The organism is Pseudoxanthomonas sp. J31, from assembly GCF_000510725.1.
Lineage (GTDB): Bacteria > Pseudomonadota > Gammaproteobacteria > Xanthomonadales > Xanthomonadaceae > Pseudoxanthomonas.
Genome location: NZ_AZNZ01000002.1, coordinates 166,059 through 188,507 on the forward strand (window position 1 = coordinate 166,059; position 22,449 = coordinate 188,507).

A 22,449-nucleotide genomic window follows, 5' to 3' on the forward strand; every position below is an offset into this window, starting at 1 on the left:
CGCGGGGACCGTGCCCTCCCCGCCCCGGGCCGGCACCGCTTCGGTCCGGCCGCGCAAACAGGAAAGGCGCGGTTGCCCGCGCCTTTCGCTTTTTCTTTCCCGCCCGCGCCTACTTCACCCGGCGCAGGTGGCTGGGACCGCGCGGCGGGCGCCGCCCGCCAAACGGCGGCTGGCCGCGCCAGTAGCGGATCACCAGCCAGCCGAACAACATGCCGCCCAGGTGGGCGAAGTGGGCCACGCCCGGCTGCCAGCCGGTGAAGCCCAGCACCAGCTCGATCGCGCCGAACACGATGACGAAGGTGCGCGCCTTCATCGGGATCGGCGGGAACAGCAGCATCACCCGCTGGCTGGGGAACAGCATGCCGTAGGCCAGCAGCAGGCCGAACACGCCGCCGGAGGCGCCCAGGGTGGGATACGGCGGGCCGCCGGCGGAGACCGTCCACCAGCCCACCAGCAGCTGGCACAGGCCGGCGCCGGCGACGCAGATGAGGTAGTAGGCCAGGAACCGGCGCGGGCCCCAGGTCAGCTCCAGCGGGGAGCCGAACATGTACAGCGCCAGCATGTTGAACAGCAGGTGGCCGAAGCTGCCGTGCAGGAAGCCGTAGCTGAGCAGCTGCCAGGGCTGGAAATTCTGCGCGGGCGAGAACGGATCGAAGCCTTGCGGCGGCCACAGCATGAAGGTCGAGAAGGTGGCGTTGCCCAGCATCAGCTGCAGCAGGAACACCACCACGTTGGCGATCAGCATGGCCTGGGTGACGGGGGGCAGTCGCGCGAACATCCGCGGCTCCATGGAAGGGGAAGCCCATCATAACGGCCCCGCGCACCGGGCCGGGCCCCGCGCTCAGCGCGGCGGCGGCCCCCACACCATGGCGTCCAGGTCGCCGTGCGCGCCGGCCATCAGCTCGCGGCGCACGCGCCCGTCCACCACCGCCACGCCCTCGGCGCGCAGCCGCTGGCACTGCTCGCGGTAGCCGGCCGACCCTTCGGGGAAGGCGATGCGGCCGTCGGCGCGCAGCACCCGGTGCCAGGGCAGCGTGCGGTCGGTATTCTGCGACAACACCCGTGCCGCCAGGCGGGCGCGTCCGGGCAGGCCCGCGCGCCGCGCCACCTCGCCGTACCCGGCCACCTGCCCGCGCGGGATGGCGCGCACGGCGGCGAGGATGCGGGCGGCGGCGTCCTGGGTGGCGTCGGGCATGGGCCCAGCTTAGCCAGCACCGCCGCGCCGTAAAAGCGAAGGCCGCCTTGCGGCGGCCTTTGCTTTGCAGCGGCGTGGCGGCAGGCAGGCGCTCAGGCCCAGCCGAGCGCCTTCATCCCGCGCAGGAACAGCCAGGCCAGGCCGCCGGCGGCGGGGATGGTCATGATCCAGGCCCAGACGATGCGCTCGATCACGCCGATCTTCAGCGCGCGCGGGTTCTTGGCGAAGCCCACGCCCATGATCGCGGTGGAGATGCTGTGGGTGGTGGACACCGGCATGCCGAAGTGCGCGGCCAGGGTCAGCACCGTGGCCGAACTGGTCTCGGCGGCGAAGCCGTGGATCGGGTGCAGCCTGACCATCTTGTGGCCCAGCGTCTTGATGATGCGCCAGCCACCGGACGCGGTGCCGGCAGCCATCACCAGGGCACAGGTCAGCACGATCCAGGTGGCGATGTGGGTGCTGTCGGTGTCGCCCGGGTGCAGGAACGCCAGCCAGCCCGGCAGGTCGTCCAGGGTGCCGGCGGCCTCGGCGCCCATCAGGGTCAGGGCGATGATGCCCATGGTCTTCTGCGCGTCGTTGTGGCCGTGGGCGAAGCCCATGTACGCGGCCGAGGCGATCTGGGCCTTGCCGAAGAAGGCGTTGACCCAGCGCGGGCGCGCCAGCCGGCGCAGCACGCCGCCGGCGCGGGCCATGGCGGCGATGATCGCCCACAGCAGGACCATCACGCCCACGCCCATGACGAAGCCGGCCAGCGGCGAGGTGACCATCGGCAGGAACACCTTCCACAGCAGGCCCTTGTTCTTGGCCCAGTTGCCGAGGTCCTGCGACCAGATCAGCGCGTCCCAGTTGTTGCCGGCGGCGGCCAGGCCGGCGCCGCAGAGGCCGCCGATCAGCGCATGCGAGGACGAGGACGGCAGGCCGAACCACCAGGTGATCAGGTTCCAGCCGATGCCGCCCAGCAGCGCGCACAGGATCACCTGCGAGCTGGCCTCGACCACGTCGGTGTTGAGGATGCCGGTGGCGATGGTCGCCGCCACCGCGGTCCCCATCAGCGCCCCGACCAGGTTCATCACCGCCGCCAGCGACACGGCCGCGCCCGGCGACAGCACCTTGGTCGCCACCACCGTGGCGATGGAGTTGGCGGTGTCGTGGAAGCCGTTGATGAACTCGAAGACGAGCGCGGCCAGGATCACCACCAGCACGAGGGTCAGCATGGCAGCGGCCCGTCAGCTGTTCTTGAGCGTGATCTGGTAGACCACCACGCCGGCCTCGCGGCAACGGTCGATGGCCTTCTCCAGGATCTCGAAGAATTCCTTCAGCAGGAACATCTGCAGGTGGTCCAGGCGCCCGGAGTAGATGTCGCGGTACAGCTCCAGCATCAGCCGGTCGGCCTCGTTCTCGATCGACCGCAGCTTCTCGTTGAGCACGGTCATCTTGTCCAGGTTCATGTGGCGCAGGCCATGGACCATCTCCACCACCACGCCCGCGGCCTGCTCCAGCATCGCCGCGCGCGGCGCGAAGTCGATGTGGGCCAGGTGCTGGGTCGCCAGCGAGTAGCGGTCCGCGAACTTCTCCACCTGCTTGGGGATCTTGTACAGCGCCGAGCCCAGGGCCTCGATGTCCTCGCGCTCCAGCGGGGTCATGAAGCTGTCCACCAGGGCCTGGCTGATCTTCTCCGAGGCGGTGCGCTCGCGCTGGCGGGCCAGCTTGAACGCATCCAGCGCCGGCTGCCGGTCGGCGGCCTTCATCATCTGGTACAGGGCCTTGGTGCTGTCGTGGGCCGCGATGGCCGCCTCGTCCAGCAGGGTGAAGAACTGCTTGCCGGAGCCGAAAATGGTCTGGAGTGAGAACATCGAAGACTGTCCTCCGCCTCGGGACGGGCGGCGATCCGGGAAATTATGACAGCCCGCGCCGGAGCCCGGTACTGCCGCAGCGCAACATGCCCCGGCGGGAGGCTCCCGCGGCTCTGTTATCATCGCCCCCGCGCCCCGCGGGCGCAGCCTATGGACGACGACCCTAGCCCCCACTTCCGCCGCGCCCTGACGGCGCTGCACGACCAGCCCTCCCATGCACGCCGCGGGGTCCGCCGCCGTGGCTGAGCTGCTGATCGTTTTCGCCCTGATCCTGCTGAACGGCTTCTTCGCGATGTCGGAGATGTCGGTCATGACCTCGCGCAAGAGCCGCCTGAAGCAGCTGGCCCAGGCCAGCAAGCGCGCGGCGCGCGCCCTGGCGCTGTCGGAGAAGCCGGAGAACTTCCTGTCCACGGTGCAGATCGGGATCACCCTGATCGGCATCCTCACCGGCCTGTTCGGCGGCGAGGCCATCGGCCTGGCCATCGGCGACTGGCTGGACGACGTGTTCCCGGCCCTGGGCCAGTACGCGGCCGGCATCGGCAAGCTGCTGGCGGTGGCCCTGATCACCTACTTCACGCTGATCTTCGGCGAACTGGTGCCCAAGCGCCTGGCGATCACCGCCCCTGAGCGGATCGCCGGGTTCGTGGCCATGCCCATGGGCTGGCTGGCGAAGGCCGCCTTCCCGTTCGTGTGGCTGCTGTCGCAGAGCACCCGCCTGGTGCTGCGCGCCGTCGGCCTGGGCAAGGACCAGGTCAGCACCATCTCCGAGGAGGAGATCCGCATGCTGGTGGCCGAGAGCCACGAGCAGGGCGTGATCGACGCCTACGAGCGCGACATGATGAACCGGGTCATGCGCCTGGGCGACCGCACCGCCGACAGCCTGATGACCCCGCGCAACCGCATCGCCTGGCTGGACGCCAACGCGCCGCTGGAGGAGAACCTGGCGGTCATGCGCGAACACCGCTTCTCGCGCTATCCGGTCTACCGCGGCAGCGACGCGGACGTGGCCGGCGTGCTGGAGGTCAAGTCGCTGCTGCACACCGGCGGCGGCATCGAGGGCGGGCTGTTCGACCACCTCAGGGACACGCTGTTCGTGTCAGAGTCCACCCATGCGATGAAGCTGCTGGAGATCTTCCGCGAGGAACAGCAATCGATGGCGCTGGTGGTGGACGAGTACGGCGAGATCCAGGGCCTGGTCACGGTCAACGACCTGATGGGCGCGATCATCGGCCGTCTGCAGGCGGTCGAGCACAACGACGGCGAGGCCCTGGTGGTCGCGCGCGACGACGGCTCGCTGCTGGTCGGCGGCGCCCTGCCCACCGACGACCTGCGCGAGCTGATGGACGGCGCCGCCCTGCCCGACGCCGAGGACGGCGACTACCACACCCTGGCCGGCATGTGCATCGCCCACTTCGGCCGCATCCCGCACGTGGGCGAGCACTTCGACTGGGCCGGCTGGCGCATCGAGGTGGTGGACCTGGACGGCGCCCGCGTGGACAAACTGCTGCTGACCCGCCTGCCGGCGGAGGAAGATGGCCAGCCCGCCTGACCAGGGCGGCACCACCCCGCGCAGCGGGCTTACCCGCGTGCTCGACGCGTTCGCGCACGGCGACCCGGAGGAGCTGCTGAGCCTGGACCGCCTGCTCGGCGGGCTGGGCCGCAGTGCGTTCGGGATGTTCCTGTTCGTGGCCATCCTGCCCGGCTTCATCCCCATCCCCGGCGCCGGCGGGGTCGTCTCCGGACCGCTGGTGATGCTGATCGGGCTGCAGCTGGTGGCCGGCCTGGCGCGGCCATGGCTTCCCCGCTTCGTCGGCCGCCGCGGTCCGCGGCGGCATACCCTTAACCGCTTCCGCGCGCGGATCGCGCCATGGCTGGCGCGGCTGGAGCACCTGGTGCGGCCGCGCCTGCAGGGCCTGGCCGGCAACCGCGCCGCCAACGTCCTGACCGGGCTCCTGCTGCTGGTGCTGGGCCTGCTGCTGGCGCTGCCGATCCCGATGACCAACTACATCTTCGCCGGCCTGCTGCTGCTGTTCGCCCTGGCCCTGCTGGAACGCGACGGCGCCCTGCTGCTGGGCCTGTGGCTGGTCTCGGCCGCCACCATCGCCGGCATGGCCCTGGTCTCGGGCGAGCTGGCGCAGCTGCTGGGCGAATGGATCGGGCGCCTGCGCCGCGCCTGAGCCGGCTCAGGCGTCCCGCGCCGCCAGCCGCGCGGCCAGCTCCTCGGCGCCCAGCGGGTGGCTCAGCCAGTAGCCCTGGACCAGGTCGCAGCCCAGGCCGGCCAGCAGGTCCAGCTGCGCCTGCTTCTCCACGCCCTCGGCCACCACGGTGATGCCCAGCGAGTGGGCCATGGCGACGATCGCGCTGGTCAGGGCCAGGTCGTCCGGGTCGCGCTGCATGTCGGCGATGAAGCTGCGGTCGATCTTGAGCCCGTCCACCGGCACCCGGCGCAGGTGGCTGAGGCCGGAGAAGCCGGTGCCGAAGTCGTCCAGCCAGACCTTCACGCCGGTGGCGTGCAGCCGGGTCAGCAGCGCCCCGGCCTGCAGCTCGTCGCTGATCAGCGCGGTCTCGGTCAGCTCCAGGTGCAGGCACCCGGCCGGCAACCCGGACTCGGCCAGGCACTGGGCCACGATCCCCGGCAGCTCGCCGTGGCGCAGCTGGCGCGGCGACACGTTGACCGAGACGAACGGCGGCTCGCCGCCGCACTCGCGCGCCCAGCGCGCCGCGTCGATGCAGGCCTGGCGCAGCACGCGCGGGCCGAGCTGGTCGATCAGTCCGCTCTGCTCGGCCACGTCGATGAACGCCGCCGGCGAGATCGTGCCCAGTTCCGGGTGCTGCCAGCGCAGCAGCGCCTCGGCGCCGACGATCCGGCCATCGCTGGTGCGGCCGATCGGCTGGTAGACCACGCTGACCTCGCCGCGCTCCCACGCGCCGCGCAGTTCCTGCTCCATGTGCGCGCGGCGCTCGACGGCGTGGTCCATGGCCCGGCTGTAGAAGCGGAAGCCGTTCTTGCCGGCGCTCTTGGCCTGGTACATGGCGATGTCGCCGTTCTTCATCAGGCCGCTGGCGCCGGTGGCGTCCTCGGGGAACAGGGTGATGCCGATCGAGGTGCCCAGGAACACCTGGCGGCCCTCGATCTGCAGCGGGTCGCGCAGTTCGGCCACCAGCACCCCGGCCAGGCGGGTGGCCAGCGGCCGCACGTCCTCGCCCTCGACCAGGATCACGAATTCGTCGCCGCCGAAGCGCGCCAGCCGCGCGTCCGGGCCGCCGTGGCGGCGGACCGCCTCGCGGATGCGGGTGGCGAACTGCAGCAGGGCCTCGTCGCCGGCCTCGTGGCCGAGGGTGTCGTTGACCCGCTTGAAGTCGTCGATGTCGGCGAACAGCAGCGCCAGCTGGCGGCCGGAGCCGTGCAGCTGCTCCAGGCGCTGTTCCAGGTCCTCGCGGAAGGCCAGGCGGTTGGTCAGGCCGGTCAGCGGATCGGTATAGGCGATCTGGCGCACGTCGCGGTCGTGGCGTGCCACGCTCTCGCTCATGCGGTTGAACGCGCGCTCCAGCTCGCCCAGTTCGTCGTTGCGGGCACTGGCGCGCACCTGGACGTTGTAGTCGCCGGCCTCGATCCGGCGCGCCGAGGCGGCCAGGTCGCGGATCGGCCGCACCAGCACCCGCTGCACGTACCAGGCCATGCCCAGCACCACGGCCAGCAGCAGGCCCAGCAGCAGCGCCACCCAGGCGTTCTGGCGCCGCGCCAGCTCGTCGGCGCGCTCGCGCAGGCGTTGCAGGTTCTGCTCCTCGAAGCGGTGCGCGACCTCCAGCGCCAGGCCCACCCGGACCTGGCCGATGCGGCGGCCGTCGCGGCGGACCGGCGCGATCGCCTCGAGCACGTCCTCGTCCTGGCGCACCACCACCTCGGCCACCGGCGGGGCCCCGGCCGGCGGCTCGATCACCCGGAACGGCCCCTCGTCGGCGCGCCCGGCTTCCTGCACCACCCGCCCGTGCGCGTCGGCCACCTGCAGGTACCGGACCAGGCCGTCCTGGCGCTGCTCGCGCAGCAGCGCGGCGATCGCCTCGGTGTCGCCCTCCTGCAGCGGCCGGGCCAGGCGGGTGGCCAGCTGCTGCGCCAGGGTACGGGCGCGCGCATGCAGGTGCGCGTCGATCAGCTCGTGGATCGCCGCACGGCTGAGCTCCTCCGACTCCTGGCGCATGGCCTGCTGCCGCTGCAGGACCAGGCCGAGCAGCACCAGGACCACCACCAGCAGCAGCGACATCGAGGCCAGGAACCTGGCCTGCAGGCCCATGCGCAGCTTCATTCGCCCTCCGTGCAGGCCAGCCGGCGCCGGGACGGCGCGGCCTTGGCAGGGCAAGGATCGGCCCGGAGGAAGGCCACCGCAACGGCCATCGCCCGGCCGTACCTCGACGCACCCGGCAGCGCCCGCGGCGCCACCAGGACCGGATTGCGCATGCTCGACAAGCGTGAATCCCCCCTGTGACCGGCAAAGCCTAGCCGAAAGCCGCTCAGGGCGACAGCGGCCCCTTGCCCGCCGCGCCTGCCAGCCGCGCCATGCGCTGGGCATCGGCCAGCACCCCGCGCAGCAGCCGCACCTCGTGCGCGGTCAGGCCGGTGCGCACGAACAGCCGGCGCAGCTTGCGCATGGCCGAATCCGGGGAGCGCCCCTTGTGGAAGTCGATCTCGTCCAGGGTCTGCGCCAGCTGCGCGAAGAAGCCTTCCAGCTGCTCATGGGTGGCCGGCTGCGCGTCCGGCGGCAACGGCTCGGCCGGAGCCGGATCGGCGGCCAGCACCGCCAGCCGCACCTCGTAGGCCAGCACCTGCACCGCCGCGGCCAGGTTGAGCGAGCTGAACGCCGGATCGGACGGGATGTGCACCGAGGCGTGGCACAGCTGCAGCTCCTCGTTGGTCAGGCCGGTGCGCTCGCGCCCGAACACGATCGCCACCGGCCCCTCGGCGGTGACCTGCAGCGCCCGCTGCGCGGCCGCGTCCGGCTCCAGCTGCTCCAGCTGCACCCGGCGGCTGCGCGCGGTGCAGCCCAGCACCATGCGGCAGTCGGCCACCGCCTCGGCCAGGGTGGCGTATACCGGGGCGCGGTCGAGCACGTCCTCGGCGCCGGCGGAACGGCGGTAGGCGGTGTCGTCCAGCGGCTTTTCCGGGCTGACCAGGACCAGCCTGGACAGGCCCATGGTCTTCATCGCGCGCGCGGCGGCGCCGATGTTGCCCGGGTGCTGGGTACCGACCAGGACGATGCGGATGGCGCCGGCGGCCCCGGCGGCGGATTGTGGGGCGATGGGGGATTCGGACATGGCGCAGATGGTAAACTGCGCGGCCGGCCTCGCGTGCCGGAACGCTCTTTTAATTCGCCCAACCCCCACAGCCTTTACCGGGAGCCTTCGCCATGCTCAACCCCGCCGTCAACGTCATGGTCAAGGCCGCGCGCCTGGGCGGTAACGTCCTGCTGCGCAACATCAACCGCCTCGACGCCCTGAACGTGGTCCAGAAGCAGCGCATGGACTACGCCAGCGAGGTCGATGCCGAGGCCGAGAAGGTCATCGTGAAGGAACTGCGCCGCGCCTACCCGGACTACGGCGTACTGGGCGAAGAAGGCGGCCACCAGCCGGGCCGCCAGTCGCGCTTCCAGTGGGTGATCGACCCGCTGGACGGCACCAGCAACTACCTGCGCGGCTTCCCGCACTACTGCGTGTCCATCGCCCTGGTCGACAACGGCGAGCCGATCGACGCGGTGATCTTCGACCCGCTGCGCAACGAGCTGTTCGCCGCCAGCCGCGGTGCCGGCGCGGTGCTCAACGACAAGAAGATCCGGGTGGCCGAGCGCAAGGACCTGTCCGGGACCGTGATCGGCACCGGCTTCCCGCCGCGCGAGCGCGCCCGCGCCAGCGCCCAGCTCAAGTGCGTGGACGCACTGCTGACCCACGCCGAGGACGTGCGCCGCACCGGCTCGGCCGCCCTGGACCTGGCCTACGTGGCCTGCGGCCGCTTGGACGCCTATTTCGAGGCCGGCGTGAAGGCCTGGGACATCGCCGCCGGCGTGCTGCTGGTGCGCGAGGCCGGCGGGCGGGTGTGCGACTTCCGCGGCGCCAACGCCGCGCGCATGGACGAGCGCGGCCCGGACGGCCGCCAGATCATCGCCGGCAACGTGAAGGTCGCCGACGAGCTGCAGAAGCTGGTGGTCAACACCGGCTACGCCGCCGCGTTCAACTGAGATCCGCGAAGAAAGCCGCCTGCCCTCCGGGGTGGGCGGCTTTTTCGTGCCCGGCTTCTGGCTCCCTCTTCCTTTGGGGCGTGATGGCATCGCCCGCGCGCCCTGGCGCGCATGCCCATCGAACGCCGGCACCCCGACGCGGGCAGGGACGCTGACCGGGGGCTGGGATGTGGGTCGGGATCGCAGCCGCGCCGCGCGTGCGGGCTGCTCCAGGCACCCTGCTCTTTCCCCAACCCCTCCCCCAGGGGGAGGCGCTTGCTTCCGGGAAAAGGAAAAGCCGCCCGAAGGCGGCTTTTCCGGAACCTGCCAGCGGCGTCCGCTCAAGGACGACGCGCCAGCTCCGCCTCGTCCCTGGCCTTGGGCAGCAGGTCCTGCTTGGTGACCTTGAGGAAGCCCAGGGTCAGCAGCGGGCAGGCCAGGAAGATGGAGGACAGGGTGCCGACCACGGCGCCAATCATCTGGGTCAGGGCCAGGCCCTCCAGCGAGCCGCCGCCGTACAGGTACAGCGCCAGCACCGACAGGAAGAACACCAGCGAGGTGATGATGGTGCGCGACAGGGTCTGGTTGATCGAGCGGTTGAAGATCTCGTGCGGCTCCGCGCGCATGGAGCGGAAGTTCTCGCGCACGCGGTCGAACACCACGATGGTGTCGTTGATCGAGAAGCCCATCACCGACAGCAGGCCGGCCAGCACGGTCAGGTCGAAGTCGCGCCCGCTCCAGGCGAAGTAGCCGGCCACCACCAGCACGTCGAACAGCGTGGTCAGGGTGGCGGAGACCGCGAACTTCCACTCGAAGCGGAAGCCGATGTAGATCAGGAAGCCCACCACCACGAACAGCGCCGCGTACAGGCCGTTCATGGCCAGCTCGCGGCCCACCTGGGGACCGACGAACTCGGTGCGCATCAGCGTGGCCGGGTTTTCCGCGGTGGAGACCGCGGCCAGCACCTCCTGCGCGGTGTGGTTGTTGGCGTCGGTGGTGGTCTGGCCGTCGCGCGGCTGCAGCCGCACCAGCACGTCGGTGCCGCTGCCGAAGCTCTGCACCTGCGCGCCCTCGTAGCCGGCGCCGGCCAGGCGCTCGCGCACCTGGTCGACCGGGGTGGACTGGGCGAAGCGCACCTCGACCACGGTGCCGCCGGTGAAGTCCAGAGCGTAGTTGAAGCCCTTGGCGATGCCGGCCACGGCGGCGGCGAACATCAGCACGGCGGCGACGATCGCCACCCAGCGCATCTTCATGAAGTCGATGCGCGGCTCGTGCGGGATGAAAGTCAGCGGGAAGATCTTCATGTCCGGTTTCCTTCCCTCAGACGGCCAGGGACTTGAGCTTCTTGCGGCGGGCGTACAGCAGCACCGCCAGGGAGCGCGACACGGTGATCGCGGTGAACATCGAGGCGAAGATGCCGATCACCATGGTCACGGCGAAGCCCTTCAGCGGGCCGGTACCGAAGGCGTACAGCGCGATGCCGGCGAGGATGCCGGTGAGGTTGGCGTCGAAGATGGTGCCGGAGGCCTTCTCGTAGCCGTTGGCGATCGCCGCCTTGGGCGGCACGCCGGCGCGCAGCTCCTCGCGGATGCGCTCGTTGATCAGCACGTTGGCGTCCACCGACAGGCCGATCGACAGCGCCAGGCCGGCGAAGCCCGGCAGGGTCATGGTGGCGCCGAACAGCGACATCACCGCGACCACGATCAGCAGGTTGAACAGCAGCGCGATGCCGGTCAGCACGCCGAACATGCGGTAGTACACGGCGAAGAACACCAGGGTGAACAGGAACGCGTACAGCACCGCGGTGACGCCGCGCTCCACGTTCTCCTTGCCCAGGCTGGGGCCGACGATCTTCTCCTCGACGAAGTCCATCGGCGCGGCCAGCGAGCCGGCGCGCAGCAGCTTGGCCAGGTCGTCGGCCTCGGCCTTCTCCAGGCCGGTGGTCTGGAAGTTCTTGCCGAACACGCCGTTGATGTTGGCCACGGAGATCACTTCCTCCTTGACCCGGAAGCTGCGCACTTCCTGGCCGTTGACCATCTTCACCTGCGGGATGCGCTCGGTGTAGACCACCGCCATCGGCTTGCCGACGTTGGCGCTGGTGAACTCGAACATGCGGTCGCCGCCGACGTTGTTGAGGGTCACGCTGACCGCCGGCAGGCCGTTCTGGTCGACCGTGCTCTGCGCGGCCACCATCTGGTCGCCGGTCACGATCACGCGCTTGCTCAGCAGCACCGGCGAACCGTCGCGGCGGTAGTAGACCTTGGCTTCCGGCGGCACCCGGCCGGTGCGCACCGCGTCGATCGCGCTGCCCTCGACCACCGCGCGGTACTCCAGGGTCGCGGTGGCGCCGATCATGCGCTTGGCCTCGGCGGTGTCCTGCACGCCGGGCAGCTGCACCACGATGCGCTCCTCGCCCTGGCGCTGGATGATCGGCTCGGCCACGCCCAGTTCGTTGACGCGGTTGCGCAGGGTGGTGATGTTCTGCTCGATCGCCGAGCCGGCGATCTGCTGCAGCTCGGTTTCCGGGATCCGCACCAGCAGGCGGTTGCCGCCCTGCACCTCGACCGACATCGCCGGCAGCGCCTGCGCCAGCACGGTGCGGGCCTGGGCCGGGTCGGCGCCGCTGGCCAGGGCCACGGCGATGGTGTTGTCGGGGCGGCGGTCGACCGCGGTGTAGCGGATGCGGCGGTCGCGCAGGGTCACCCGCACGTCCTCGGTATAGGCGTCCAGGCGCTTGTCCAGCGCCGCCTTCTGGTCGACCTGCAGCACGAAGTGCACGCCGCCCTGCAGGTCCAGGCCCAGCACCATCGGCTTGGCGCCGATGCGCTCCAGCCAGTCCGGCACGTTGGAGGCCAGGTTCAGGGCGACGGTGTAGTTCTCGCCCAGGCTGCCGCGCAGTGCGTCGGCGGCCAGGGTCTGCGCCTCGGCGTCGTCCAGGCGCACCAGCAGGTTGTCGCCCTCGACCGCGACCGACTTGGGCGTCACGCCGGCGGACGACAGCGCGCCGGCGACGCGCTCGGACAGCGCCTGGTCCAGGGCGGCGCCGCGGTTGCCGGTGATCTGCACGGCGTAGTCGCTCTGGTACACGTTGGGCAGCGCGTACAGCACGCTGAGCGCCAGCACGGCCAGGATGACCAGGTATTTCCAGCGGGGAAACTCGAGCATTGCGGGACCCCGCGCGGCCCCGCCCCGCGGGACCACGCTCAGTGGTGGAACGGACGGATCAGGCGGACTTCAGGGTGCCCTTGGGCAGCACGTTGCCGATGGCGGCCTTCTGCACGCGGATGCGGACGTTGTCGGCGATCTCGACGGTGACGAAGTTCTCCCCGATCTCGGTGACCACGCCGGCGATGCCGCTGTTGGTCAGCACCTCGTCGCCGCGCTGCAGCTTGCCGAGCATGGCCTGGTGCTCCTTCTGCCGCTTCATCTGCGGGCGGATCATCAGGAAGTACATGATCGCGATCAGGATGATCGGGAACAGCAGCATGCCGAAGCCGCCCTGCGGCGCGGGGGCCGCGGCGATGATGGCGGTCGGGCTGAGGGTGGCGAGAAGGCTCATCGGTGGTTCCTGTCAAGGCTGAAAATAGCCGTGGATTATGCCATAGGGGCGCCCCGCCCCCATTGCAACGAAACTGGGACCCTTCCGGGGCGCCTCCGGTTCCCGCCGGGCCGACCAGCGGCACCCTGCCCCCGCCCGGCGCCGCCGGACCGGCTCAGCCGCCGGCGCGCGCGGCGTAGAAGTCGCGGCGGAACGCCTCGAACCGGCCCTGCTCGATCGCCGCGCGCATGTCCGCCATCAGCTTCTGGTAGTACCAGAGGTTGTGCAGGGTGCCCAGGATCGGCCCCAGCATCTCGTTGCAGCGGTCCAGGTGGCGCAGGTAGGCGCGGCTGTAGCCGCCGCTGCAGGCCACGCAGCCGCAGCCCGGCTCGATCGGGTCCATGTCCCGCTCGTAGCGGGCGTTGCGGATGCGGACCGTGCCGAAGGAGGTGAAATAGTGTCCGTTGCGCGCGTTGCGGGTGGGCATCACGCAGTCGAACATGTCCACGCCGCGGGCCACGCCCTCGACCAGGTCCTCCGGGCGGCCCACGCCCATCAGGTAGCGCGGGCGGTCGGCCGGCAGGCGCGGATGCAGGTGCTCGAGCATGGCGTTGCGCTCGGCCTCCGGCTCGCCCACGGCCAGGCCGCCGATGGCGTAGCCGTCGAAACCGATGGCCTGCAACCCATCCAGCGAGCGGCTGCGCAGGTCGTGGTAGACGCTGCCCTGGACGATGCCGAACAGGGCGGCGTCGTTACCCAGCCCGTCGTGGGCATCGCGCGAGCGCCGCGCCCAGCGCAGGCTCAGCTCCATCGAGCGCCGGGCCACGTCCTCGCTGGCCGGGTACGGGGTGCACTCGTCGAAGATCATGACGATGTCCGAGTCGAGCACCTTCTGGATCTTCATGCTCTCCTCCGGCCCCAGGAACACCCGGGCGCCATCGGTCGGCGAGGCGAAGGTCACGCCCTGCTCGGTGATCTTGCGGCGGTGCGCCAGGGAGAACACCTGGAAGCCGCCGGAGTCGGTCAGGATCGGCCCGTCCCAGCGCGCGAAGCCGTGCAGCCCGCCGTGGTCGGCGATCACGTCCAGGCCCGGGCGCAGGTACAGGTGGAAGGTGTTGCCGAGGATGATCTGCGCGCCAAGGTCGCGGATCTGCCCCGGCAGCACGCCCTTGACCGAGCCATAGGTGCCGACCGGCATGAACGCCGGCGTCTCCACCGTGCCGCGCGGGAAGGTCAGGCGGCCGCGGCGGGCGGCGCCATCGGTGGTCTGGAGCTGGAACTGCAGTCGGGACATGGGCTCGGGGCGGCAAACGGGCCGCGTATTGTCGCCGATCGCGGGCGCCGGCGCGGGCCGGCGGCGGTCAGCGCTGGAACAGGGCGATGCTCTCCACGTGCGCGGTGTGCGGGAACATGTCCATCACCCCGGCCGAGACCAGCCTGTAGCCGCGCTCGTTGACCAGGAACCCGGCGTCGCGCGCCAGCGAACCGGGGTGGCAGCTGACGTAGACGATGCGGTCCATGTCCTGCAGCGGCAGCTGTTTGAGCACCTCCTCGGCGCCGGAACGCGGCGGATCCAGCAGCAGGCGGTCGAAGCCCTGGCGCATCCACGGCGTGCCGCGCTGGTCCTGGGTCAGGTCGGCGGCGAAGAAGCGGGCGTTGGCCAGGCCGTTGCGCTCGGCATTGGCGCGGGCACGGGCCACCAGGCCCGGATCGCCCTCCACGCCCACCACCTCGCGCACCTGGCGCGCCAGCGGCAGGGTGAAATTGCCCAGGCCGCAGAACAGGTCCAGCACCCGGTGCCCGGGCGAGGTGTCCAGCAGTTCCAGGGCGCGGGCGATCATCTGCTCGTTGAGGCGGGCATTGACCTGGATGAAGTCCAGCGGCTGGAACGCCAGCTCCACGTTCCACCGTGGCAGGCGGAAGGCCAGCTCCGGCGCCGGCTCCTCCAGCGGATGCACGCTGTCGATGCCCTTGGGCTGCAGGAAGATGGCGAAACCATGCTCGCGGCCGAACGCGGCCAGCGCGGCGCGATCGGCCTCGCCCAGCGGCACCAGGTGGCGCACGGTCAGGGCGATGGCGTCGTCGCCGGCGATGAATTCGATCTGCGGGATGCTCTCGCGCGCCTGCAGGCCGTCGACCAGGGCCGACAGCGCGGCCACCTTCATCCCGATCTGCGGGATGGTGGTATGGCACTCGCGCAGGTCGGCGACGAAGCGCGGGTCCTGCTCGCGGAAGCCGACCAGGGTCTTGTCCTTCCTATTGACCCGGCGCACCGAGAAGCGGCCCTTGCGCCGGTAGCCCCAGCTGCCGGCGGTCAGCGGCGGCAGCACCTCGCCCGGGTGGACCTTGCCGATCCGCTCCAGGTTCTCCAGCAGCACCTGCTGCTTGGCGCCGATCTGCTTGCCCTCGTCCAGGTGCTGCAGCACGCAGCCGCCGCAGGTGCCGAAATGCGGGCAGCGCGGCAGCACGCGGTCCGGCGACGCCTCCAGCACTTCCAGGGTGCGGGCCTCGTCGAAACGGCGGCTGCGGGCGGTCAGCTCGACCACCACCGTCTCGCCCGGCAGGGCGCCGGCGACGAACACGGTCTTGCCGTCCTCGCGGCGGGCCACGCCGCGGCCATCGTGGCTGAGGTCGAGGATCTGGAGCTGGAACGGGGTACGGTCGAGTCGGGCCACGTGGCGGAGGCTTCGGGGCGGCAAGGGGGCGGGCATTATCCCGGAATGCGCCTGCGGCGTGTCCCAAATCTGAACGGATGCCCTTGCGGGGCGGCGCCCCTGCGCTAGGATGCACCCAGCCGACAGGGAGTCAGCCACATGGGAGCGCGAGAACCCTCCGTGCCCGCCACCCCGCGGGTCCTGCTGGTCGAGGACGACAGCATCAGCCAGGCCTATTTCCAGGCCGTGCTCGAATCCCTCCCCGCCACCGTGGAACTGGTGGCCACCCAGCAACAGGCACTGGCGCACGGCACCGCCATGCGCCACGACCTCTGGCTCATCGACCTGACCCTGCCCGACGGCTCCGGCATCGAGCTGCTGCGGCAGCTGCAGGCGCACTGGCCGGAGCCGCCGCCGGCGCTGGCCCACACCGCCCATTCCGACCCGGCCGCCCACGCGCCGGCGCTGGAGGCCGGCTTCCGCGAGGTCCTGGTCAAGCCGATGCCCGGCGCCCAGCTGTTGCAGGCCGTGCGCGCCGCGCTGGCTACCGCCGGCAGCCTGCCGGACTGGGACAACGCCGCGGCCGCCGCCGCACTCAACCACGACACCGAGAACATCCGGGTGCTGCGCCGCATGTTCCTGGACGAGCTGCCGGGCGCGCGCGAAGAGGTGCTGGCCAGCGCCCGCCGCGGCGACATCGGCGCGGTGCGCGCGCGCCTGCACCGGCTGCAGGCCGGCTGCGGCCTGGTCGGCGCGCGCCGCCTGGGCGCGGCGGTCGAGTCGCTGCGCCGCGCCCCGGATTCGCCGCGGGCGCTGGAGCACTTCGACCACGTCGCCCGCGACCTGCTGCGCTGAACGCAGCCGGCCCCGGATGGCCAGGCCACCCGGGGCCGCGCCGGCGCCCCGTCAGCCCAGGCTCGCCGAACGCTCGTACCAGTCGATGCGGCGGGTGACCAGCATCACCAGGGCGAGCACGCCGAACAGCAGCAGCGAGCCCATCAGCAGCGCGTGGTCCTCGGCCGCCAGCAGGCTGTAGAGCATCCCGTACAGCCCGGACAGCAGCCCGGCGAACACGCCGGCGCGCCACCAGCTGCGCAGCACCCCGGACACGTAGGCGAACTGCAGGCCGATGCAGGCCGCGGCGGAGGCCAGGTAGGCCAGACCGAACGCGACGTGCTCGGACAGGGCCAGCAACAGCAGGAAGAACACCGCCAGGGCCAGGCCCACCATCAGGTACTGCAGCGGGTGGATGCGCAGCCCCCGCACCAGCTCCAGCAGGGCGAAGCCGACGAAGGTCAGGACCACGAACAGCACCCCGTACTTGGTGGCGCGGTCCACCCGGGTGTGGGCGTCGACCGGATCGACCAGGGCCACCTCCAGGCTGTCCCAGTCCGCCGGCGCGCCGGGGCGCGACGCGGCCTGGCCAGTCGCCGGATCGGCCACCGCGGCCAGCACCTGGGCGCGCGCCGCGCTGGCCAGCGAGGACACGCTCCAGCTGGCGCTGAATCCCTCCGCGCCGACCTCGCGCTGGCTGGGCAGGAAGCGCCCGCCGAACGAGGGATGCGGCCAGGCCGACCGCAGCCGGACTTCGTTGCTGTCGGCGACCGGCACGATCGCCAGCGACTGGGTGCCGGCCAGCTCCATGCGCAGCCGCGCGCGTGAGGGCTCCAGCCGCCTCGCATCGGCGGCCGGCGGCACCAGGCGCGCATGCACGCCGTCCAGGCGGCCGCCCAGGTCGGCGGTGCCGGCGCTCAGCCGCGCCGCGGCGCCATCGACCTCCAGTACCGGGGTGCCGACCAGCCCGCGCACGTCGCCCAGGCCGAATGCCAGGTACGGGGTGCCGTAGCGGCGCCCGTCCACGCGCGGCAGGGCCAGCGGCTCGAACGTCGCCTCCAGCTCGGCCTGCCAGCGGAACACGCGCACGTCGTACAGGCCGACCCGGCGCGCCTCCGGCAGCAGCACGCCGCCGGCGTGCAGCGTGGCCGGCGCCTGCACCAGGTAGCCGGACACGGTTTCCTCGCGCAGTTCCAGGCGGCCATCGGCGCCGGCCGCGCTCACCCGCCGGGTCGCGGTCCACGGCACCACCCTGAGGGGTCCGGCCAGCCGCTGCGGCCCGGCCATGCCCTCGGCCACCCGCTGCACCGCCGCGGCGCGGTGTATCTGGCGGTCCTGGACCAGCCCACGGATCATCGCCAGCGGCACCAGCAGCAACAGCACCAGGGCGCCGACGGTGAGGAACCGCAACAACAGCCTGAATGAAGTCATCGGAATGCTCCGCGGTGGACTGCGGCGCATCCTCGGCGACGTGCGTGGCGGAGCGATGGGGCGTGTTTGAAGCCAGGGTGAAGTCGGCGCCGGCCTAGCCGCGCGGCAGGGCCAGGCCGGCCTCGGCGCCGCCGCCGGCGCGGTTGCCCAGCCAGGCCCTGCCCCCGTGCAGGCGCGCGACCTCGCGCACGAACGGCAGGCCCAGGCCGGAACTGCGCGGCTGGCCATCGGGCCGCGGCAGCGAATAGAAGCGCTCGAACACCCGCTCCAGGGCGTAGTCCGGCACGCCCGGTCCGCGGTCGAGCACGCGCAGCACCGCCTGGCCGCCCTCCTCCGCCAGCGCCAGCACCAGCATGCTGCCGCGCGGAGCGAAGGCCAGGGCGTTGTCCAGCAGGTTGCCCAGCGCCTGGCGCAGCAGGAAGGGATCGCCGGCGACGCGCGGCGGCTGCGCTGGCAGTTCCAGGCACAGGTCCACGCCCGCCGCGGCCAGGCGCGGCTCGCCCGCCGCCGCGACCACGGCGGCCAGCTCCGCCAGGTCCACCGGCTCGCGCCGCTGCAGCCAGCCATGCTGCTCGACCTCGGCCAGGGCCAGCAGCTTGTCGATGGTCTCGGTCAGCCGCCCCTGCTGCTGCAGGATGTTGCGGGCAAAGCGCTGGCGCTCGGCCTCCGGCAGCGGTTCCTGCAGCAGCTCGGCAGCGCCGCGGATCGCCGCCAGCGGGCTCTTCATCTCGTGGGTCAGCGACTGCACGTACTGCTCCACGTAGGCCTTGCCCTCCAGCTTGCGGCGCATGTCCTCCAGCGCCCGCGCCAGGTCGCCGAGCTCGTCGCGGCCCGGTGGCGGTGGTGCGGCCGGCTCGCCGGCGGCCACCGCGCGCGCATAGCGGGCCAGGCGGCCGATGCGGCGCGACAGCCAGGCGGTGACCAGCACCGCGACCAGCGCCGACAGCCCGACCAGCCATGCCCCCTGGTGCAGCATGCGCCGCTGCCCGGCCTCGATGAACGGCTCCAGGCTGCGGTTCGGGCGGGCCACGGTCAGCACGCCGATCAGCCGTCCCGGATCGTCGGGGTCGTGCACCGGCGCGGCCACGTGCATCACCGTGTGGGCGTGGTCGCCGGGCGCCTCGGGGCTGGAGCGCGCGCCGTACTCGCCGCGCAGGGTGCGGTAGACGTCGTTCCAGCGCGAGTTGTCGCGGCCCAGGTCGCGCCCGCGCGAGTCGTACACGACGATGCCGCGGGCATCGGTCACGGTCACCCGCAGGTCGATGCCGCGCTTGGGCACGTCCCAGATGCGCGCGCCCGGGTCGCGCCTGGCCGCCTCGGCCAGCTGCCGGGCGAAGTCGCCCTCGGCGATGCGCCCGGCCTTGAGGTCGGCGGCGGCCATCACCGCCAGCGCGTTGGCGGTGTCGACCAGGGTGGATTCCATGGCCTGGCGCACGCCGGGCTTGACCTCGTCCACGAACACCCGCAGCACGAAGAACGCGGCCAGGCCCACGATCAGGAAGAAGCCGAGGAACAGGCGCAGGCCCAGGCGCATTCAGGCCTCGATCGCGTAGCCGAGGCCGCGGTGGGTGCGGATCGGGTCCGGCTCCACGCCGGCGGCGCGCAGCTTGGCGCGCAGGGTCTTGACATGGGTGTCCACGGTGCGGTCGCCGCTGGCGGCGGCGCTGTCCCAGGCCCGGTCCATCAGCTGGGCGCGGCTGAGGATGGCGCCGGGACGCTGCAGCAGGGCCTCCAGCAGGGCGTATTCGTAGCGGGTCAGGTCCAGCGGCCGGCCGCGGTAGTGGATGCGGTGCCCGGCGCGGTCCACGGCGAAGTCGCCGCGTTCCAGCCAGGCTGCGTCCGCGCCCGCGGCGGGGTGCCGGCGCAGGCGCGCGCGCACCCGCGCCACCATCTCCCGCGGCGAGAACGGCTTGGCCACGTAGTCGTCGCCGCCCAGTTCCAGGCCCAGCACCCGGTCGATCTCCTCGCCACGCGCGGTGAGGAAGATCACCGGCACGCCGCTGAACGCGCGCACCTGGCGGCACACATCGAAGCCGCCGATGTCCGGCAGGCCCACGTCCAGCACCAGCACGTCGACCCCGCCGGCGCGCACCCGCTCCACCGCCTGCCCCCCGAGCAGGCAGTGCTCGGCCTGCAGGCCCTCGCTGCGCAGGGCATAGAGCAGCGTGTCGGCGATCGCCGGTTCGTCGTCGACGATGAGGATCAGCGGCGCGGATGGCATCGGCCAAGCATAGTCGCGCCCCATGGCGGCGGCTATGCTGCGCGCATGAATTACCGCCACGCCTTCCATGCCGGCAACCATGCCGACGTGCTCAAGCACGTCGTCCTGCTGGCGCACCTGGACGCCCTGCTGCGCAAGGACGGTCCGTTCTTCGTGCTCGACACGCATGCCGGCCGCGGCCGCTACCTGCTGCAGGGCGAGGCCGCCGGCCGCACCGGCGAGGCGGCCGGCGGCATCCTCGCCCTGGCCGGGCGCGGCGAAGCGCCGCCGGCGGTCGAGCGCTACCTGCGCGCGGTGGCGGCGATCAACCCGGTCGACGCCCTGCTCGCCTACCCCGGCTCGCCGCTGCTGGCCGCGCAGGCCATGCGCGAACAGGACCGCCTGGCCGCCTGCGAACTGCAGCCGGAGGAAGCAGCGGAACTGAAGGCGCTGTTCGCCCACGACAGGCGCGTGGCGGTGCACGCGCGCGACGGCTACGACGCGGTGCGCGCCCTGCTGCCGCCGCGGGTGGACGGAGTGCGCTACGCGCGCGGACTGGTGCTGGTCGACCCGCCGTACGAGGCCCAGGAAGCCGAATACCCGAAGGTGGTGGCGGCGGTACGCGAGGTCCTGCAGCGCTGGCCGCAGGCGGGCGTGGCGATCTGGTACCCGGTCAAGCAGCGGCGCTCGCTGCAGCCGTTCTTCCGCAAGCTGGCCGGGCTGCCGGCGCGCTCGGTGCTGCTGGCCGAGCTGCTGGTGCGCCCGGACGACTCGCCGCTGCGCCTCAACGGCAGCGGCATGGCGCTCATCAACCCGCCGTGGAAGCTGGACGAGGCCATCGCCCCGGCCCTGCCGTTCCTGCAGCGCCACCTTGGCGAGGCCGGCGCCTCGACCAGGCTGGAGTGGCTCCGGCGCGACGAGGGCTGAGCGCGCTCAGGCGGCCGGGCGGTCCTCGCCCTCCGGTTCGAAGAAGCTCCAGCGCACCACCGGGAACCGCGCCTTGAGCGCGCGCTCGACGGTGTCGATGTCCTCGAGCATGGCCGGGCCATCGTGGGAACGGCGCATGCGCGCATGGGTGGAGACCAGCACGTCGTGGCCCTGCTGCAGGGTGATCACGTGCAGCACCTCGGCGATCTCCGGGCGCGCCGCCAGGAACTCGGCGACCTGCGCCTGCAGGAAGGGATCGACGCTCTGCCCGATCAGCATGGCCTTGACCTCGATCGCCACCAGCACCGCGACCACGATCAGCAGCAGGCCGATGGCGATGGTGCCCAGCGCGTCCCACAGCGGGTTGCCGGTGAGCACCGCCAGGCCAACCGCCACCAGGGCCAGGACCAGGCCGGTCAGCGCCGCCAGGTCCTCGCCGAAGATCACCACGAGTTCGGCCTGGCGGCTCTCGCGGAACCAGCCCCACAGCGAGCGGCCGCCGCGCGCCTTGTCCACCTCGCGCAGGCAGGCGCGCATGGAAATGCCCTCGGCGACGATGGCGAACACCAGCACCCCGGCGGCCCACCACCACTGCTCCAGCGGCTCGGGATGCTGCAGCTTGTGCACGCCCTCGTACACCGAGAACATGCCGCCGACGCTGAACAGCATCACCGCCACCAGGAAGGACCAGAAGTAGATGGCGCGCCCGTAGCCCAGCGGGTACTCCGGGCTCACCGGACGCTTCGACTGGCGCAGCCCCAGCAGCAGCAGGAGCTGGTTGCCGCAGTCGGCGAAGGAGTGCACGGTCTCGGCGAGCATCGCCCCGGAGCCGGTGACGAAGGCGGCCACGCCCTTGGCCAGCGCGATCGCCAGGTTGGCGCCCAGCGCGAAGAAGATCGCGCGCGTGGAATCTCCATTGCCGGCCATGCCTGTCCTCCGTCGCGGGGCCGGCGGAGTCTAGCAAGGCCCCCCGGCTCCCCGCGTGCAGCCCGATGTGGGAATATCGGACCCATGCCACGCAACCGGCTTCCCCCCTGGCACGAGGAATTCGTGCTGCCCAACCGCAGGGCCATCCTGATCCGTCCGATCCGCCCGGAAGACGCCGCGCCGCTGCACGCCGCGTTCGGGCTGCTGGGGCCGGAGGAGATCCGGGTCCGCTTCGCCGGCGGCGAAGGCGGGCTGGACCTGGACGAGGCCGGCCGCCTGGCCCGCCCCGATCCACGCCAGGAGCTGCTGCTGGTCGGCGCCGAGCCCTACCCGCCCGGCGAGGCGATGATCGCCGGGCTCGGCCGCGCGCGCCGGGTGCCCGGCACCCGCCAGGCCGAATGCACGATCCTGCTGGCCCGCTACGTGGCCGGCCTGGGCCTGGGCCGGCACCTGCTGCAGAAGCTGGTGAAGTGGGGCCGCGGCCGCGCCGTTGACCGCCTGTTCGGCGACATTCCCGCAAGCAACGTGCCGATGCTGGAGCTGGCGGAATCGCTGGGCTTCCGCCCGGAGCCGGAGGCGCAAGTCCCGGCCGGGCTGGTGCGGGTGGTGCTGGACCTGGCGCGCGGCTGAGCGCCGCGCGCGGACGCACCCGGTCGGGTGCGCACGGGCCGCCCGCGCCCGCCC

21 protein-coding genes are annotated in these 22,449 nt (G+C 72.1%); 6 read left to right on the plus strand and 15 right to left on the minus strand.

Translation table 11 applies throughout. The features are described from left to right. Positions 1–109: 109 nt before the first annotated feature. The 4 genes from PSEJ31_RS0104025 to PSEJ31_RS0104040 form a co-directional block, all read right to left on the minus strand. Positions 110–778 carry a rhomboid family intramembrane serine protease gene (locus PSEJ31_RS0104025; protein WP_028914723.1) on the minus strand — a complete coding sequence of 223 codons (669 nt, stop codon included), beginning with the start codon at positions 776–778 and terminating at the stop codon, positions 110–112. Between the two features lie 63 nt (positions 779–841). Further along, complete coding sequence (locus PSEJ31_RS0104030) at positions 842–1,195, minus strand: MGMT family protein (RefSeq protein ID WP_019398085.1); 354 nt, start codon at positions 1,193–1,195, stop codon at positions 842–844. Between the two features lie 92 nt (positions 1,196–1,287). After that, positions 1,288–2,409 (minus strand): inorganic phosphate transporter, encoded by a 1,122-nt coding sequence (locus PSEJ31_RS0104035; protein ID WP_019398086.1) that lies wholly within the window; start codon positions 2,407–2,409, stop codon positions 1,288–1,290. 12 nt (positions 2,410–2,421) lie between these two features. Beyond that, positions 2,422–3,048, minus strand: a complete 627-nt coding sequence (locus PSEJ31_RS0104040; protein ID WP_019398087.1) for a DUF47 family protein — start codon at positions 3,046–3,048, stop codon at positions 2,422–2,424. Between the two features lie 238 nt (positions 3,049–3,286). Between PSEJ31_RS0104040 and PSEJ31_RS0104045 the strand changes: the two genes are divergently transcribed. Both PSEJ31_RS0104045 and PSEJ31_RS0104050 read left to right on the plus strand, forming a co-directional pair. Further along, positions 3,287–4,597 carry a hemolysin family protein gene (locus tag PSEJ31_RS0104045; RefSeq protein ID WP_019398088.1) on the plus strand — a complete coding sequence of 437 codons (1,311 nt, stop codon included), beginning with the start codon at positions 3,287–3,289 and terminating at the stop codon, positions 4,595–4,597. Further along, positions 4,581–5,225 carry an exopolysaccharide biosynthesis protein gene (locus tag PSEJ31_RS0104050; protein WP_019398089.1) on the plus strand — a complete coding sequence of 215 codons (645 nt, stop codon included), beginning with the start codon at positions 4,581–4,583 and terminating at the stop codon, positions 5,223–5,225. Before PSEJ31_RS0104045 ends, PSEJ31_RS0104050 begins: the two co-directional genes overlap by 17 nt. Positions 5,226–5,231: 6 nt before the next feature. Here PSEJ31_RS0104050 and PSEJ31_RS0104055 read toward each other — a convergent pair whose 3' ends face one another. Together PSEJ31_RS0104055 and PSEJ31_RS0104060 are read right to left on the minus strand one after the other, a co-directional pair. Next, the gene (locus PSEJ31_RS0104055; protein WP_028914724.1) at positions 5,232–7,352 is read right to left on the minus strand and encodes an EAL domain-containing protein; all 2,121 of its coding nucleotides are present in this window, start codon (positions 7,350–7,352) and stop codon (positions 5,232–5,234) included. Positions 7,353–7,557: 205 nt separating this feature from the next. Continuing rightward, positions 7,558–8,358, minus strand: coding sequence for an RNA methyltransferase (locus PSEJ31_RS0104060; protein WP_051403639.1), 801 nt, complete (start codon positions 8,356–8,358; stop codon positions 7,558–7,560). A 92-nt stretch (positions 8,359–8,450) separates the two neighbouring features. Between PSEJ31_RS0104060 and PSEJ31_RS0104065 the strand changes: the two genes are divergently transcribed. Next, entirely contained in the window at positions 8,451–9,275 is an 825-nt protein-coding gene (locus PSEJ31_RS0104065) for an inositol monophosphatase family protein (RefSeq protein ID WP_028914726.1), read from the plus strand. A gap of 320 nt (positions 9,276–9,595) precedes the next feature. Here the strand turns inward: PSEJ31_RS0104065 and secF are convergent, their stop codons facing one another. The 5 genes from secF to rlmD all read right to left on the minus strand — a co-directional run bounded on the left by secF (position 9,596) and on the right by rlmD (position 15,503). Then, positions 9,596–10,558, minus strand: coding sequence for a protein translocase subunit SecF (gene secF, locus PSEJ31_RS0104070; protein ID WP_028914727.1), 963 nt, complete (start codon positions 10,556–10,558; stop codon positions 9,596–9,598). A gap of 16 nt (positions 10,559–10,574) precedes the next feature. Next, the gene (secD, locus tag PSEJ31_RS0104075; protein WP_028914728.1) at positions 10,575–12,419 is read right to left on the minus strand and encodes a protein translocase subunit SecD; all 1,845 of its coding nucleotides are present in this window, start codon (positions 12,417–12,419) and stop codon (positions 10,575–10,577) included. A gap of 58 nt (positions 12,420–12,477) precedes the next feature. Continuing rightward, a complete protein-coding gene (gene yajC, locus PSEJ31_RS0104080; protein ID WP_019398095.1) occupies positions 12,478–12,813 on the minus strand; it encodes a preprotein translocase subunit YajC in 336 nt (111 codons plus the stop codon). 154 nt (positions 12,814–12,967) lie between these two features. Continuing rightward, positions 12,968–14,086, minus strand: coding sequence for a tRNA guanosine(34) transglycosylase Tgt (gene tgt / locus PSEJ31_RS0104085; protein ID WP_028914729.1), 1,119 nt, complete (start codon positions 14,084–14,086; stop codon positions 12,968–12,970). A 67-nt stretch (positions 14,087–14,153) separates the two neighbouring features. Continuing rightward, positions 14,154–15,503, minus strand: a complete 1,350-nt coding sequence (rlmD, locus tag PSEJ31_RS0104090; RefSeq protein ID WP_051403640.1) for a 23S rRNA (uracil(1939)-C(5))-methyltransferase RlmD — start codon at positions 15,501–15,503, stop codon at positions 14,154–14,156. A gap of 102 nt (positions 15,504–15,605) precedes the next feature. Here rlmD and PSEJ31_RS0104095 point away from each other — a divergent pair, with 102 nt between their 5' ends. Next, entirely contained in the window at positions 15,606–16,301 is a 696-nt protein-coding gene (locus PSEJ31_RS0104095; RefSeq protein ID WP_028914731.1) for a response regulator, read from the plus strand. A 51-nt stretch (positions 16,302–16,352) separates the two neighbouring features. Here PSEJ31_RS0104095 and creD read toward each other — a convergent pair whose 3' ends face one another. The 3 genes from creD to creB all read right to left on the minus strand — a co-directional run bounded on the left by creD (position 16,353) and on the right by creB (position 19,932). Continuing rightward, the gene (gene creD, locus PSEJ31_RS0104100; protein ID WP_028914732.1) at positions 16,353–17,711 is read right to left on the minus strand and encodes a cell envelope integrity protein CreD; all 1,359 of its coding nucleotides are present in this window, start codon (positions 17,709–17,711) and stop codon (positions 16,353–16,355) included. Between the two features lie 94 nt (positions 17,712–17,805). Then, the gene (creC, locus tag PSEJ31_RS0104105; protein WP_028914733.1) at positions 17,806–19,245 is read right to left on the minus strand and encodes a two-component system sensor histidine kinase CreC; all 1,440 of its coding nucleotides are present in this window, start codon (positions 19,243–19,245) and stop codon (positions 17,806–17,808) included. Next, positions 19,246–19,932, minus strand: a complete 687-nt coding sequence (gene creB / locus PSEJ31_RS0104110; RefSeq protein ID WP_028914899.1) for a two-component system response regulator CreB — start codon at positions 19,930–19,932, stop codon at positions 19,246–19,248. A gap of 45 nt (positions 19,933–19,977) precedes the next feature. Between creB and rlmJ the strand changes: the two genes are divergently transcribed. Beyond that, complete coding sequence (rlmJ, locus tag PSEJ31_RS0104115; protein ID WP_037034459.1) at positions 19,978–20,838, plus strand: 23S rRNA (adenine(2030)-N(6))-methyltransferase RlmJ; 861 nt, start codon at positions 19,978–19,980, stop codon at positions 20,836–20,838. 6 nt (positions 20,839–20,844) lie between these two features. Here rlmJ and PSEJ31_RS0104120 read toward each other — a convergent pair whose 3' ends face one another. After that, complete coding sequence (locus tag PSEJ31_RS0104120; protein WP_028914735.1) at positions 20,845–21,765, minus strand: cation diffusion facilitator family transporter; 921 nt, start codon at positions 21,763–21,765, stop codon at positions 20,845–20,847. Between the two features lie 84 nt (positions 21,766–21,849). Here PSEJ31_RS0104120 and PSEJ31_RS0104125 point away from each other — a divergent pair, with 84 nt between their 5' ends. Next, the gene (locus PSEJ31_RS0104125; RefSeq protein ID WP_028914736.1) at positions 21,850–22,395 is read left to right on the plus strand and encodes a GNAT family N-acetyltransferase; all 546 of its coding nucleotides are present in this window, start codon (positions 21,850–21,852) and stop codon (positions 22,393–22,395) included. The last annotated feature ends 54 nt before the right edge of the window (positions 22,396–22,449 follow it).

Excerpts from the sequence above, each read along its gene's own strand:
- PSEJ31_RS0104025 (WP_028914723.1), bottom strand. The coding sequence starts at position 778 with ATGTTCGCGCGACTGCCCCCCGTCACCCAGGCCATGCTGATCGCCAAC.
- PSEJ31_RS0104030 (WP_019398085.1), bottom strand. The coding sequence starts at position 1,195 with ATGCCCGACGCCACCCAGGACGCCGCCGCCCGCATCCTCGCCGCCGTG.
- PSEJ31_RS0104035 (WP_019398086.1), bottom strand. The coding sequence starts at position 2,409 with ATGCTGACCCTCGTGCTGGTGGTGATCCTGGCCGCGCTCGTCTTCGAG.
- PSEJ31_RS0104040 (WP_019398087.1), bottom strand. The coding sequence starts at position 3,048 with ATGTTCTCACTCCAGACCATTTTCGGCTCCGGCAAGCAGTTCTTCACC.
- PSEJ31_RS0104050 (WP_019398089.1), top strand. The coding sequence starts at position 4,581 with ATGGCCAGCCCGCCTGACCAGGGCGGCACCACCCCGCGCAGCGGGCTT.
- PSEJ31_RS0104055 (WP_028914724.1), bottom strand. The coding sequence starts at position 7,352 with ATGAAGCTGCGCATGGGCCTGCAGGCCAGGTTCCTGGCCTCGATGTCG.
- PSEJ31_RS0104060 (WP_051403639.1), bottom strand. The coding sequence starts at position 8,358 with ATGTCCGAATCCCCCATCGCCCCACAATCCGCCGCCGGGGCCGCCGGC.
- PSEJ31_RS0104065 (WP_028914726.1), top strand. The coding sequence starts at position 8,451 with ATGCTCAACCCCGCCGTCAACGTCATGGTCAAGGCCGCGCGCCTGGGC.
- secF (WP_028914727.1), bottom strand. The coding sequence starts at position 10,558 with ATGAAGATCTTCCCGCTGACTTTCATCCCGCACGAGCCGCGCATCGAC.
- secD (WP_028914728.1), bottom strand. The coding sequence starts at position 12,419 with ATGCTCGAGTTTCCCCGCTGGAAATACCTGGTCATCCTGGCCGTGCTG.
- yajC (WP_019398095.1), bottom strand. The coding sequence starts at position 12,813 with ATGAGCCTTCTCGCCACCCTCAGCCCGACCGCCATCATCGCCGCGGCC.
- tgt (WP_028914729.1), bottom strand. The coding sequence starts at position 14,086 with ATGTCCCGACTGCAGTTCCAGCTCCAGACCACCGATGGCGCCGCCCGC.
- rlmD (WP_051403640.1), bottom strand. The coding sequence starts at position 15,503 with ATGCCCGCCCCCTTGCCGCCCCGAAGCCTCCGCCACGTGGCCCGACTC.
- PSEJ31_RS0104095 (WP_028914731.1), top strand. The coding sequence starts at position 15,606 with ATGGGAGCGCGAGAACCCTCCGTGCCCGCCACCCCGCGGGTCCTGCTG.
- creD (WP_028914732.1), bottom strand. The coding sequence starts at position 17,711 with ATGACTTCATTCAGGCTGTTGTTGCGGTTCCTCACCGTCGGCGCCCTG.
- creC (WP_028914733.1), bottom strand. The coding sequence starts at position 19,245 with ATGCGCCTGGGCCTGCGCCTGTTCCTCGGCTTCTTCCTGATCGTGGGC.
- creB (WP_028914899.1), bottom strand. The coding sequence starts at position 19,932 with ATGCCATCCGCGCCGCTGATCCTCATCGTCGACGACGAACCGGCGATC.
- rlmJ (WP_037034459.1), top strand. The coding sequence starts at position 19,978 with ATGAATTACCGCCACGCCTTCCATGCCGGCAACCATGCCGACGTGCTC.
- PSEJ31_RS0104120 (WP_028914735.1), bottom strand. The coding sequence starts at position 21,765 with ATGGCCGGCAATGGAGATTCCACGCGCGCGATCTTCTTCGCGCTGGGC.
- PSEJ31_RS0104125 (WP_028914736.1), top strand. The coding sequence starts at position 21,850 with ATGCCACGCAACCGGCTTCCCCCCTGGCACGAGGAATTCGTGCTGCCC.